Raw genomic sequence first — 13,489 nt, 5'->3', positions numbered from 1 at the left:
ACTCAGGTAAACTGCCGAAGTTAAAGTTAATATCATCAAGGTATGTTAAATACCAAAGGCGCCTTTAATGCCCTCTATCGCCATCTGTGTTCCTATGACGGCGAGGATAAGGCCCATCATTCGGGTAATCGCCCCGAGGGCTGCGCTACCTAAATAACTCACCAATTTTCCACCCGAAATAAAGAAGCCATAGGTGATAAGGCACAGAACGCCAAAAGCCCCTATGGTGATCACCATCTCCCCTATGCCCCCTGTTGCCGAAAAACTCATGGCTGTGGCAATCGTTCCTGGTCCAGCAAGAATAGGCAGAGCCAATGGCGATACCGCTATGCTTAGAGCAGCCTCTCGAGCCTGAGCTTTATCGCTGGCATTTTCCTTGCTCTCACGTAATTGTTGGTGATCGGGATGATGCACACTGGAGTTATTTCCCTGCAGCATATGAAAACCTATCAAGAACACCAGTAAGCCCCCGGTGATCCTAAACGCAGATAGCGATATTCCAAATAGGGTGAAGATATACTGACCGGCGAGCGAGAAAAGTGTGATGATGACAAAAGCCAAAAACAGGGCTCTAAATGCGATGGCTTTGGTGGTTTTCTCATCTTCTTCAGAGGTTAAACTTAGAAAAATTGGCACATTAGCTATGGGATTCATTATGGCGAAAAAACCCATAAATACCGTGCCCATGTGTAACCAAACTCCGTCCATATTGTTATATCCTTAACCCAGAGATAAATGATAGACAGCAATGAATTTTGCTTGTCTAGATGCCTGATAAAACCTTCCTAAAAATTAGCTGCCGCCTTCGCGAGTAACTCTTGATACTGAGCCAAATTAAAACCTTCCACTTGGCATACTCTTTTCACTGCTTTTCGCTTTATCAACTGACTCAAGTATCGATTTAAATGAGTAAAATCTTGAGGGGGCTTAGAGATCTCGTCCCCCCATATTGATAGCATCAGTAGCAAGTAATCACAAACACTAAGGGTTTCACCCAGCAAATAATCTTTGCCTACTAATGCCTGGTCCAACACATTAAAAATGTCAGATATACGTACTTGTTGATTTTGCTTCAATGCCGATATAGCAGACTCACCATTCACATACTTTTCTGGATAAAAGTACACCATGAGTTCAGTCTGTAAGCTAGAACTTAGATACATTAAGTATTGATAAAACTTAGGATAGTCTTCACTCCTAGTGTCGGGAACTAGGTTAGAAGCAGGGCACTGGGCTGATATATGCAAACAAATAGCTGCGCTCTCATGTAGAACCAGCTCACCATCAATTAATGTTGGGATACGTCCTGTGGGATTTAATTGCAGATATGCTGGGGACTTTTGCTGATTACGTCGACGGTCGACCAATATAAGCTCATGGTCAAGTTCTAGCTCACATAAAACCAAGTGAGCAAGCATGCTGGCATTGAGTGGGTAGTAATATAGCTGGTACATAAACTTAAATCCTTATAAGCCTATGACAGAAAGCCGAGTCAATACTCGGCTTTCTGTCATTAATTACACATGAAGTTATAACTAGTCCGCTTGCTTATACTCGGTATAAGCCTCACCTTGAGTCAACCAACTCGGAGCCGGTTTACCCTTAAGGTAATGATCGAAATACTCCATCATACGCATACTATAATCTAACTTGTTAGGATACTTCTTAAGATGATGCGGCTCATCCTCATACTGCAGGAACACCACATCTTTACCGGCGCGGCGCATCGCCAGATAGAGCTCGATACCTTGCTCCCAAGGCACTGCATCGTCCCTATCCCCAAACATGATCATCATAGGCGTCTCGATACGCTCGGCGTAGAATACCGGTGAGTTTTCGATATACTTCTGCGGTGCACGAAACAGACTCTCACCGATACGGCTCTGGCCGGTTTCATACTGGAACTGACGCGCTAAGCCACTACCTAGACGTATACCGCTATAGGCACTGGTCATATTTGAAACCGGAGCACCTGAGACGGCAGCCTTAAAAATGTGAGTCTGAGTCACGGCAAATGCCGCTTGATAACCTCCCCATGAATGGCCCTGAATACCTATGGCATCGGGATCACCAATCCCCATCTCAATAATCTTCTGCACACCAGAGGTTAATGCCTGCACAGAGGTCGCTCCAGGATAGCCAACTTCGAATCTGATATCTGGCAGGAAGATGGCGTAACCATTATCGGCATACCAGGCAAAGTTAGGCCTATGATTGATCTTCATCTGCGGGAAGGCATGTAGTCTGTCACTCATAAAGCGATAGAAATACACCAGCACTGGATAACGCTGGCCTTCGACATAGTCAGTGGGCTTAATAAGCACACCGTCCAAAGGCTGACCATCACCATTAGTCCAATGGACTAACTCAGACTTGCTCCAGTTAAACTGACGTTTCTGCACATCTAAGTCTGTCTGCTTATTGGCCTTTTGCGGCGTTAAATGTTCACTAGTATAAAGGTCTGGAAACAGGTCATAGCGCTCTTTAGAGAAAACCATAGTTTCAGCATTTTTGCTCCGTGCTAGGGTCTTAAGTTTGTAATCCCCCTCCATCAAGGTTTTTACCCCCGCAACCCCTATGGTTGAAACATAATATCCGTCACCTTTGGTTCTGTCGTTATAACCATGAAGTAAGACTTGCTGATCTATGGCTAGCACATTGGGATGATTCTTATCGTCGATTAAACCTGTGACCCGATATTGAATACCTTGCTTGCGTCCCTTGCCGGCTGTGAGTTTAAATGCCTCTCGTGACTGAGTATTCACCTGCCAGATGTCATATTTATCGTACACTAGGAAGCCTGCATCGCCTTTCAGCCAAGGGCCGAAACCATATCCAGGTGCATTGGATGGATAGTCATGATCTTCATCGGCAAATGACACCTTCAAGTCTTTGGTCAGATTAGTACGTCTATCTGCCGAGATTTGATACAGGTAGACATTACCTTGTTGAAAGTAAGTCACATAACGCTGGTTCGGCGAAAGAATGGGATCTTCACCGCTCGGCTGCTGAGTTAATACTAGCGTTTTGCGACCGGTATTGAGATCGATCAGATAATAATCCCGATAGAAACCAGCCCAAGTGATCATCTTACGATAGGGAATGTCGGAGCTTGCCAACACGAAACGAGTCTGCTCTTCAAGCTCCACATCCGGCACTGTTTCATCGGCCAGCTGGACTAAGTTGTTGCTATTAAGGTGCAGTACCGCAAGATAAGTACGTTTCTGCTCCTTGTCATATTCTTTGACTTCGTTAGGCTTAATGCGCGCATCGTCACCGTGCCATATTCGTAGTTTTCGCTGCCCAGTGACAATTGACTCGTCAAACAAATCTTCTTGCTTGTCAATTTTAGCCAGCGCTAACTGCTGACTCACTTGAGGCACACGTCCGAAGAACAGACGCTGGCTATCTTCGGAAAATCTCAACTGAGTATAACGATTAAGTTTCCACAACTTCGATGTCGGCGTGGCTTTAACCTCTGAGGTTTGTATATTAAACAGTGACAAATTATAGGGACGCCCGTATGGCGCAACATCGGCGGCGCCATGAGTAAAACCTATATATTTACCATCGTCACTTAGGGATACATGACCAATTTGTTGATCGTTATATTGGCGCACTAGCTCTCTGGTATTATGACTAAGCTTAAACAGGATTAACTGATGAACCTTAGCCTCAGAGTTATTGCTAGCGACGACTAGGTGCTTGCCGCTCCTATCGAAATAATAATCGGTGACATGAGCCACTTTCTGAGTGGTACCATTTTTCAGTACCACAAGCTCAAATGGGGACCCCTTATCAAACTTATCGACTTTGACCTCTTCACCACTATCCGCGGCAGCCGGATCGCCTTGCTCTTTCTTGTCTGACTGTTCTTCTTTTTCTTCGAACCAAATAGCCAAATGACTAGCTGACTGGTTAAATTCAAACTTTTTCACCCGCTCAAAACGTGTCTCTTTACCCGTTTTAGTATCGAGTAACACCATGGCAGATTTAAGTTTTTTCTTTTCTTGCTTAGATGCTTTCTCAAATTCAAGCAGAGGTGTCTTCACACTAAAGGCCACAAAACGGCCATCGGCGCTAACCTTGGGCTTAGAACCGCCATCGACACTGAAGGTTTTATTCGACGTTAAACTTTTCACCAAACCATGACTGTCGCCACGATCGGGAGACACCTCTACGGCCAGGGTGGTCCCTGAATCCGAAACCACTGGCTTCTTCAGTGATTCGAAATGCATGATGTCATTGGGGCTTATTCCTGAATGAGCAGCCGCCATGGCATAATCACCAATGGTGAGTAAGCTCGTCGTTAGGAATAGCAAAGATGCAATTGGTAGTGACTTCAAAGTCTTCCTCATTTTTCTTATGGTGTTAACGATTTTTAAATTTTAATTGGTTTTTTTATTATATTTTTTTCTAGAAATACTAGACTAAAGTCGTCTTTTTTAACCTTTAACGATCAAACACAGTCGTCAGCTAGATATAATGCAAGCTACACTATATAAAAAAGCGTGATATTGCTCACTATTTTCTGTGAAAATTGTTTAAAAGTGTTTAAAATAAAGATGTAAACAATAAGAAATAATTCCAAGTCGTAACCCCTCCGTATAGAGAGGGGTCAGACAGTAGCAGTAACGACCAACCGTGGAAGGACTCTCCATGTCAAAAAGAATGATAACCGTGATCCCTGGTGATGGGATTGGACCTAGTATTATCGACGCAGCCATTAAGATCCTCGATAAAGCAGGTTGTGACTTCGAATACGAATTTACCGATGCGGGTTTAATTGCACTAGAAAAGCATGGGGAATTACTCCCTCAGCGCACTCTTGATATGATCGAGAAGAACAAGATCACCCTTAAAGGTCCGTTAACGACGCCTGTCGGTGAAGGTTTTACCTCAATCAATGTGACCTTGCGTAAGAAGTTTTCTCTTTACGCCAATATCCGCCCAGTCGTATCTTTTAAAGGTACTCAGGCGCGTTATGAGAACATAGATATCATCACGGTACGTGAAAATACCGAAGGTATGTATTCTGGTCTAGGCCAGACAGTTTCAGAAGATGGTTCAACAGCCGAAGCGACCAGCATCATCACTCGTAAGGGTGCAGAGCAGATCACAGTATTTGCTTACGAGCTTGCTCGTAAAGAAAATCGCAAGAAAGTGACCATAGTTCATAAAGCTAACATCATGAAGTCAACTTCGGGCCTATTCCTGAAAGTCGCTCGTGAAGTGAGCCTACGTTACCCCGATATCACCACAGAAGAGATGATAGTCGATGCAACGTGTATGAAGCTGGTTATGAACCCAGAAATCTTCGACGTTATTGTTACCACTAACTTATTTGGTGACATTCTGTCAGATCTTTGTGCTGGTCTGGTTGGCGGCCTAGGTATGGCTCCGGGTGCTAACATAGGTAAAGATGCGGCTATTTTTGAGGCTGTACATGGTAGTGCACCAGATATTGCTGGTAAGAACTTAGCTAACCCTACCTCGGTTATCTTGGCATCTATCCAGATGCTTGAATATCTGGGCATGGCAGACAAGGCTGAAAAAATTCGTGCAGCTGTCACTGCGGTTATCGCCGAAGGCGACCGCACCACACGTGATTTAGGTGGTACTCATGGTACGACTGATTTCACTCAAGCTGTGATAGACCGTCTGTAACTGAACTTAAGTTTAAGATACAAAAAAGCCCCAGGATTCACATCCTGGGGCTTTTTTATGATACTTATTCGATTAGAAACCTTTGGTAGGATTTAGCCACAAGTGAACTGTCACCTCATCACGATCGTGATAGAGATGCTTACAAGAAAGCTCAAAATCCTTGACGTCATTTTCCTTTAAGATCTCTGCCATGGTAGCCAGAATGATGGAAACATCTTTATACCTGCTCTTCATCGGCAGCTTAAGGTTGAAAATAGCTTCTTTAAACCAGCCATTGATCGCCCAAGCTTCGATAAGTTCAGCGACTCGTGAAGGCTTCTCAATCATGTCACACACCAACCAATAAATGTTCTTTCTCGGTGGTTCGAAACGGAAACCATCGGCTTGGTAATGTTTAACTTGGCCTGTATCCATTAACCCTTGATCCATTGCCCCGTTATCAACGGCCGCTACAAACATGCCGCGACGCACAAGTTGATAGGTCCAGCCACCAGGGCAAGCCCCCAAATCAACCGAATGCATGCCACTGGTTAAGCGAGTCTCATGTTCATCTTTAGGAATAAAGTGAATAAAGGCTTCATCAAGTTTCAACGTAGAGCGGCTAGGCGCTTCCGATGCCATCTTGAGCCTAGGGATGCCACAAGCGTAGGGCGAGCTATTATTACTCAAAGAAAATCCAACATAGGCCGTTCCAGGAGCCACGAAACAGACGTGGATAATAGGACGTTTAGGGTTTTCTTTTTCGAGTAAGGTGCCCGCTTTCTTCAATCTTTGTCTTAAGGGAACTGTAAACTTACGACAGAAAGTCGACAGCTCTTTCGCTTCGTTGGTATCTGGCGTCTCAACCCTCAACTCACCCGCATAATTGATTTTTGACAAGGCTTCGATGATGGGTGAGATTCTGTCTTGTTCCGGTAGATTCTTCAGCAACTCGGCAGCAGCAAACATCTGCCTGGCAAAGATCAAAGAGTTTAATTTGATCTTCTGCACCAAAATATCTGCGTCTCCAGCCTTGAAGCACTGAAAAATTACATAGGCATCATTTTTATTGGTTTTTACGAAACCACCAATATCGAGCTCTGCGGCGCGGTGTTGTATCTCTGCAGCACAATCTTTCTCATAGCCTGCACGACAAAACAAAAATAGGTTAATCATCTAGATTCCTGAAGCTAGCCAATACTGACTTTTCAATATTGATTTTTGCGAATATTAAGTCGACGCGAATATTAAATCGGCATGTTTAAACAAAAATGGCGACCATATTCATAATGGCCGCCATTCTACACTGTCTAAGTTATTCGGCCAACTCTGACGCTAGAGCATCAACAGCGGCCATATCTTAAAATGGTTTAATCGTTCAGTTCGACGACTCTGTTACGCCACACAGCCAAAGCAATGAATAACCAGCCCAAGAGCAGACAGAAACCACCGATAGGCGTGATCGGGGCGGTCCATTTAGCCCCCAGTATCGCATAGACATAGAGAGAGCCCGAGAACAAGACTATGCCACCGATAAACAGATAACCTGCCCAATCGATCAATCTAGAGGGTAGCCAATGTCCCGCAAAGGCCACAGCTATCAAGGCGAAGGTATGATAAAACTGGTATTCCACCCCTAAGTTAAAAATAGCAATCATCTCAGGCGTGGCGATCTGTTTTAAGCCATGTGCACCAAAGGCGCCGAAAGCCACCGACATGAAGCCGCTCAAAGCCGCCAATAATAGAAAACCTTTACGCATCTAGCCCCCTGATAAAATCGATACTATGAGAAATTGCAGCATTAAGGTTAGCCTCTTGAGTGGTACCAGAGGACTTCCTTGGTTTAAAACTATGATCGCCATCGGTTAACCAATGCAACCTAGTTTTCTCCATCACGGGCCAGAGTTCCACTTGCCCTTTACCACCAAACTTATCTCTCTCCCCTTGAATCACACACACAGGCGCCTGACACTCTTCGATAGGCGCGAGTCTTGGCTCGCCGCCTTTGAGTGGAATAAAGGGGTAACCTAAGCAGATCACACCATCAACTGGCGTATCGGCCGCAAGAATAGCCGCCATACGCCCACCCATGGATTTCCCCATCAAGATAATTCGTTTAGGCGAGTACTCTGCCCTGATAGCTTTGATGTGGATATTAAAATCTTTGAGTATCTTGGGGGCGCGATCCGGTGGACGACGTTTACCATCTAAGACATTGGCTCGCATATAGGGAAAATTGAATCTCAGTACACCTATGCCATGCTCGGCGCCTTTGTCCAAGAGTCCTTTCACCATATCTTGCATATAATCACTGTGCATATTAGCGCCAGCGCCATGGGTAAAAATAATTAAAGTGTCATGGGGAGACCCATCGAGGACACATTCACTCTCTAACAAGTCTGCAGTTTCTAAAGGCGACTGAATCAGAAAATATTGACTCTTTATTATCGCTTCATCTAGGGGTAATTTATTAACCACTTCATCTTGATTCGATTTATTAACCTGGGCACATTGACTCACTACGGGCACTTCATCTTGATTCGATTTATTAACCTGGGCACATTGACTCACTACGGGCACTTCATCTTGATTCGATTTATTAACCTGGGAGCAGTTCACTACGTGACTCCTCTTCAAACATATCTAACATCCACTCGCGAAATGCCGCTATCTTACCTACCTCGGCATGATTCTGCTGGCAAACCAAATAATATGCGTTTTTACTGACTAAAACTTCGGGGAAAGGACACACTAACCTGCCCGCCTTAATATCGGGACGAGCCAGTACGCTGTACCCTAAGGCCACACCTTGTCCATGAGCCGCTGCTTGCAATACCAAGGAAGAATGACTAAATATGGGCCCTTGGTTCACATTAATATCATTAATCCCGCATTGTCTAAACCAAGCTTGCCAATCATGGCGGTTCATATCGTGCAATAAGGTATGATGCTTAAGGTCACTTGGCTTATCTAAAGGCTTAGGACCATTCAACAACATAGGTGAGCAAACCGGGATCAACACCTCATTTTTGAGCTTATCGGCACGTAAACCGGCCCAATTCCCCTGACCATAATAGATAGCTACATCCACGTCATCTGCAAATGGACCGGCATCATTATCCACAGCCTTGATTCTGACATCGATATCAGGATTGTTCTCGCTGAATTTGGCTAATCTTGGCACTAACCATTGAATGGCAAAACTAGGAGACATGCTCACTGTGAGCGATCCTATGGCACTTCTTGCCAATAACCTATCGGTAGCATCGGCTAGTTGGACGAAGATGTCTTTAATGTCGAGAAAATAGCCTTGACCTTCTTCAGTTAACAGTAAAGAACGGTTCTTGCGGCGAAATAACTTTAAACTTAAAAACTCTTCTAAAGCCTTAATCTGATGACTCACTGCTGCTTGGGTCACAAACAATTCTTCGGCGGCGCGAGTAAAGCTGAGATGCCTAGCTGCGGCCTCAAATGCTTTCACCGCGTTAAGTGGAGGTAAGCGTCTTGACATAGTGATCAGGATCTCGTTTTTTGATTAGTTTTTCTAATCCGTATTGTTACATTTTATCGTTTGTAAAGAAACGCGTTTTTGGTTAAATTTTACGCCAACGAAAAGACAATAGTTAGACAGCCTCTACGACGTAATTAGGGTGTGTCTGACAACACTAATGACCCGCCCGGAGGCGTCTTATTATGATAAAGCTTAAAACTGTTCTTGTACTCGCCCTACTCACGATAGCGACTAGCGTCAGTGCTGATGAGCTAAACATAGACACAATAGATCTTCACGCCGCCATAGCCGCAGACCTTGCTGAAGGCATGGAGATGATGCAGCAGAACCTGAATGAAGACATAAACACTATGCTTATAGCCACAGAGCAGGCAACTGACACTACAGCCAATGTAACACATTCTGAGTAACCTTTTGAACTAAGCCAGTCGTAAACTGATTAGGCTCTAGGTGCTAGATTCCAGAAGCCGCATAGCTTGCTACACACCAGCTAATGCGGCTTTTTCGTCTTCGATTTTCGTCACAGAAACTCATCGATTGGCCTGGCTGCAACTTTAGTTCAATTTACAATATAATCCTTTTTATTCTTTAAAATCATTACCAATCCTAGGTTTAACAAGGCAAACTATTCTTTCCTATTCCTAAAAGTAGTAGGCAATGACCATGCCTCATCTCGAGTACTTCAATCGACCTTCACTGCTCAAAGATACCTTCGTCCTATTAATCGTTAACCTTTTTTTGCTGCTGTTATTCATTAATTTCGACGTCTTAGAGTGGGCCTATCAATTTTCCAGACAACACGAAGCCTGGGAGCTAGATGAAATAATCCCTTTGGGAGTGAGCCTGGCCATCAGCTTAGTCATTTTCAGCTATCGCCGTATTGTAGAGCTTGGGGAATTAACCCATACGTTCGAGCGACTCTCCATGAGAGATCCACTGACAAATTTACTCAATAGACGCGCCGGACAAGTCAAACTCATCTCCTACCAGCAGAAAGCCAAAGCTAATAACAATAATTATCTACTGATTCAAATGGATTTAGACCAGTTCAGTAAGGTTAACCGTCTCTATGGCACCAATATCGGTGATGAAATCCTTATCGCTACAGCCAGATTTTTAGAACAGAGCCTGCCCGAAACTAGCCTGATTATCCGTTGGCTCGATGATAAATTTCTGATCCTACTTCCCTATATTTCGGAAGAATCTTTTGAACTGCCCCATAAGCTCTGCACAAGGTTCGATGGGCAATTGCTAGGGCGCTCATACCCAGTAACCTGCAGCATAGGTATTAGTGTCTGGTCAGTGGGAGAAGATCTGGATGATGCACTCTATAATGTCGAGGAGGCATTAATTGGGGCTAAACAGGCGGGAGGTAATAGAGTAAATAGCATTAATACAGGCAAGACAGCTTGAAACTAGCTATTGATAGCTATCAATATAAAAATGTGACCGCCCTGTGGATATTTAATGACTCTAAAAAAAGAAAAACCGCAGCTTATTACAATCTGTATAAGATGCGGTTTCTAGTTTATTTGTCAGTGACAAAAATATGGACGACTAATATGGCCCTGTCACAGGATAATAATCCTGACTCTGGGCTTATGGACGATATACCTTTACGTTCTCATAGCCTTGCTCTTGAAGATAAAGCGCTTGCAGCTTACTCATGACGCCACGATCACAATAGAGCAGATAGGTCTTATCTTTAGCTAAATCGGCAAATTGTGTCGACAGTCTAAAGAAAGGAATAGTTTTAATTTCAACACCATCCACCTTGAGTGGAGCTCGCTCCTCCTCTTCCGGCGATCTGACGTCGATGATAACTTCACTGGAATCGACTGAGTTCACGGTTTTTGTTTGCGCTATCTGCTCATCAACACTCTTGGCTATCTCGCGTATGTCGATGATCACTGCAGCATCGATAACACGCTCGATAAGATCTTCAGAGAATTTAAGCTCTTCGGCTTCGATCTTGGCAAGGACAGCCTTCACCGTAGGTTTTTGTGAGATAACGCCACAGTACTCAGGAATAGATTTAGATAAATCTTCAGTGCCAATCACACGGCTGAGATTGATGATATCTTGCTTATCCATGGCAATTAAGGGACGAAGGATAAGTTGTTCGGTACAGCGGTCGATGACATTGAGGTTAGTCAAAGTTTGGCTAGACACTTGCCCCATAGCTTCACCAGTAACCAGGGCCTGAATCCCCATTTTATTGGCGATTTTAGTGGCCGCACGCATCATCATACGCTTGAGAATAACGCCCATCTGACCGTTATCAATTTTTTCCAGAATTTCAGTCACCACAGGATCGAACGGCACCGAGATAAACTTCACCTTGTGTGACTCACCATACTTCTGCCACAGATGATAAGCCACTTGCTTAACACCTATCTCATGTTGGTCGCCACCTAGGTTGAAGAAACAGTAATGGGTTCTGGAACCACGCTTGATGAACTGATAACTAGAGACACCGGAATCGAAACCACCAGAAATGAGTGAAAGCACATCTTCCTGAGTCGCCATAGGAAAGCCGCCCAGACCAGGAATACGCTTAACAACCAGATAAAGATTCTCTCTGTCGATCTCTAAGTTGATCGTCATATCGGGATTCTTGAGTTTAACGCCCTTAGCCTCGGTGAACTGATTTAAGCCGCCACCCACATAACGTTCAACTTCAATTGACTTGAAATCATGGTTACCCACACGTTTAGCACGAACACAGAATGTCTTACCCGCAAGATCGTCCTTATATAAGGCCAATGTCTGCTGGTAGATATCATCCATCGACTCGAACGTGCTCTCATTGACCTGCAGTATATGGGCAATACCCGGAATGCAGGATAAACGCTCCCCAAATGCATCAATCAGATCGGGTCTATCGCTTGGTACCATCACCATGATTTTATCCCATTCGCGCTTAACCTTGGCAGTCTCATCGACTTTCTTAAGTACGTTACGGATATTGGTTTCAAGCATTTTGGTAAAACGCATTCTTACCGGTTTGCTTTTCATCATGATTTCGGGGAACAATTTTACGATAAATTTCATCAGGATCTTCCGGGGGGGTAAAGCCATTAAATAATATTGGGCGGTATTATACCAGTTCCATTAAGTAAGTGCTCATTCAGCGATCATAAATTTAATGGAATTGGTATTACACCAAGAAGCGAGAGAGATTGCCTATGTTGAATTCACAGTGTTAGTAGACTGCCGAAGAGATAAAAGTAGAGGTAGAAAAGAAAGAGTTAAAGGATGGAATAAATACATGAAAGAAAAAAGGAAGTGCAGCAGCACTTCCTTTTGTTGAACTGCCCCCTTGTTGAACTAGGGCTTTAAATAATAAGTGACTTATTGCCCAACCAGTATCTCATCAGAATACTTAGGTTTTCCTTGCTCGATGGCAATCTCCACCCGACGGTTTCGAGACCGATTACTCGCCGAATCGTTGTCGACTAAAGGAGCTGAATTGGCCATGCCAACCACTTTCATCCTATTTTGTTCGAAGCCTTTCACCTTTATCAGTTCATGGGCGACGGCAACTGCACGCTTACTCGACAAATCCCAGTTAGAGCTATAAAGCTCGTTGCTGATATGCATGTCATCGGTATGACCCGACACTGTCACGATCCCCGGAATATCTCTGAGTAGTTCGCCAACCCGGCGGACCACAGGCTTAAACCTAGGCTGCAAGAAGCCAGAACCGGAAGAAAACGCACCCTTTTCGCGGATCCGAATGATTATCTGTTGCCCGAGAGACTCAATCTCAATCGCCCCATCGACAATCTCTTTATTGAGTTCCATAGCCATCTTTTTCACTTGATCATTGATATTTTCCTGAGCGGCGGCCTGAGCCTTAGACTCCTCCTCAGCCTTAGCCTTAGATTCTGACTCGGCTTTAGATTCAGCCTTAGCTTCGTCTTGCTCTTGCGCCGTCGCCGAGGCTTCACCGCCACGTTGCTCACCACGTTGCTGCTGCACACCACCAGCGCTGTCATCATCACCAGCCTGGTATTCCAGTATAGGTTCTGTCATCTCGTTGGTTTGCTGGTTAATTATTTCGATAGGTGTGGGCTCGGGACGCCCGGGTCTGAACTCAAGAGCAATGACCGAGGTTCCCTTGGGAATGTCTTTGACTTCGACTTTGTTTTGCACCCCGAAGGCATATTTCATCGAGCCTGCAATCTGCTTAAATTTCATCACATCCATCTCAGAGAATGAAAGCAGAAGGATGAAGAAACACATCAGCAGTGACATGAGGTCGGCGAAGGTTGCCAACCACAAAGGTGCTCCCGGTGGAGGACACTCACATTTAGCCTTCTTAGCCAT

The 13,489-nt window shown here is 44.5% G+C and carries 12 protein-coding genes; 3 read left to right on the top strand and 9 right to left on the bottom strand.

Annotated elements, in window-relative coordinates; all coding sequences use genetic code 11:
• Window positions 1–45 precede the first annotated feature (45 nt).
• From SVI_RS05315 to SVI_RS05305, 3 genes are all read right to left on the bottom strand, one after another.
• Window positions 46–708, bottom strand: coding sequence for a MarC family protein (locus SVI_RS05315; protein WP_013050417.1), 663 nt, complete (start codon window positions 706–708; stop codon window positions 46–48).
• A 77-nt stretch (window positions 709–785) separates the two neighbouring features.
• Window positions 786–1,454: a glutathione S-transferase family protein gene (locus SVI_RS05310; protein ID WP_013050416.1), complete on the bottom strand. Its 669-nt coding sequence runs from the start codon at window positions 1,452–1,454 to the stop codon at window positions 786–788.
• A gap of 81 nt (window positions 1,455–1,535) precedes the next feature.
• Entirely contained in the window at window positions 1,536–4,346 is a 2,811-nt protein-coding gene (locus SVI_RS05305; protein ID WP_041419716.1) for a S9 family peptidase, read from the bottom strand.
• A 313-nt stretch (window positions 4,347–4,659) separates the two neighbouring features.
• Between SVI_RS05305 and SVI_RS05300 the strand changes: the two genes are divergently transcribed.
• Window positions 4,660–5,667 (top strand): isocitrate dehydrogenase, encoded by a 1,008-nt coding sequence (locus SVI_RS05300; RefSeq protein ID WP_041419715.1) that lies wholly within the window; start codon window positions 4,660–4,662, stop codon window positions 5,665–5,667.
• A gap of 72 nt (window positions 5,668–5,739) precedes the next feature.
• Here the strand turns inward: SVI_RS05300 and rlmM are convergent, their stop codons facing one another.
• The 4 genes from rlmM to SVI_RS05280 all read right to left on the bottom strand — a co-directional run bounded on the left by rlmM (window position 5,740) and on the right by SVI_RS05280 (window position 9,157).
• Window positions 5,740–6,822, bottom strand: coding sequence for a 23S rRNA (cytidine(2498)-2'-O)-methyltransferase RlmM (gene rlmM / locus SVI_RS05295; protein ID WP_013050413.1), 1,083 nt, complete (start codon window positions 6,820–6,822; stop codon window positions 5,740–5,742).
• A gap of 194 nt (window positions 6,823–7,016) precedes the next feature.
• Window positions 7,017–7,406, bottom strand: coding sequence for a DUF423 domain-containing protein (locus SVI_RS05290; RefSeq protein WP_013050412.1), 390 nt, complete (start codon window positions 7,404–7,406; stop codon window positions 7,017–7,019).
• Window positions 7,399–8,124 carry an alpha/beta fold hydrolase gene (locus SVI_RS05285; RefSeq protein ID WP_408005171.1) on the bottom strand — a complete coding sequence of 242 codons (726 nt, stop codon included), beginning with the start codon at window positions 8,122–8,124 and terminating at the stop codon, window positions 7,399–7,401. Before SVI_RS05285 ends, SVI_RS05290 begins: the two co-directional genes overlap by 8 nt.
• Window positions 8,125–8,245: 121 nt before the next feature.
• The gene (locus SVI_RS05280) at window positions 8,246–9,157 is read right to left on the bottom strand and encodes a transcriptional regulator GcvA (protein WP_013050410.1); all 912 of its coding nucleotides are present in this window, start codon (window positions 9,155–9,157) and stop codon (window positions 8,246–8,248) included.
• Window positions 9,158–9,339: 182 nt separating this feature from the next.
• Here SVI_RS05280 and SVI_RS05275 point away from each other — a divergent pair, with 182 nt between their 5' ends.
• Together SVI_RS05275 and SVI_RS05270 are read left to right on the top strand one after the other, a co-directional pair.
• The gene (locus tag SVI_RS05275) at window positions 9,340–9,567 is read left to right on the top strand and encodes a hypothetical protein (RefSeq protein ID WP_013050409.1); all 228 of its coding nucleotides are present in this window, start codon (window positions 9,340–9,342) and stop codon (window positions 9,565–9,567) included.
• 253 nt (window positions 9,568–9,820) lie between these two features.
• Window positions 9,821–10,570, top strand: coding sequence for a GGDEF domain-containing protein (locus SVI_RS05270; protein WP_172634429.1), 750 nt, complete (start codon window positions 9,821–9,823; stop codon window positions 10,568–10,570).
• A gap of 186 nt (window positions 10,571–10,756) precedes the next feature.
• Here the strand turns inward: SVI_RS05270 and thiI are convergent, their stop codons facing one another.
• Window positions 10,757–12,211, bottom strand: a complete 1,455-nt coding sequence (thiI, locus tag SVI_RS05265; RefSeq protein WP_013050407.1) for a tRNA uracil 4-sulfurtransferase ThiI — start codon at window positions 12,209–12,211, stop codon at window positions 10,757–10,759.
• Window positions 12,212–12,511: 300 nt separating this feature from the next.
• Window positions 12,512–13,489: a flagellar motor protein MotB gene (locus SVI_RS05260; RefSeq protein WP_013050406.1), complete on the bottom strand. Its 978-nt coding sequence runs from the start codon at window positions 13,487–13,489 to the stop codon at window positions 12,512–12,514.

This window comes from Shewanella violacea DSS12 (assembly GCF_000091325.1).
Classification (GTDB): domain Bacteria; phylum Pseudomonadota; class Gammaproteobacteria; order Enterobacterales; family Shewanellaceae; genus Shewanella; species Shewanella violacea.
This window is presented reverse-complemented; position numbering and strand designations above follow the sequence as displayed.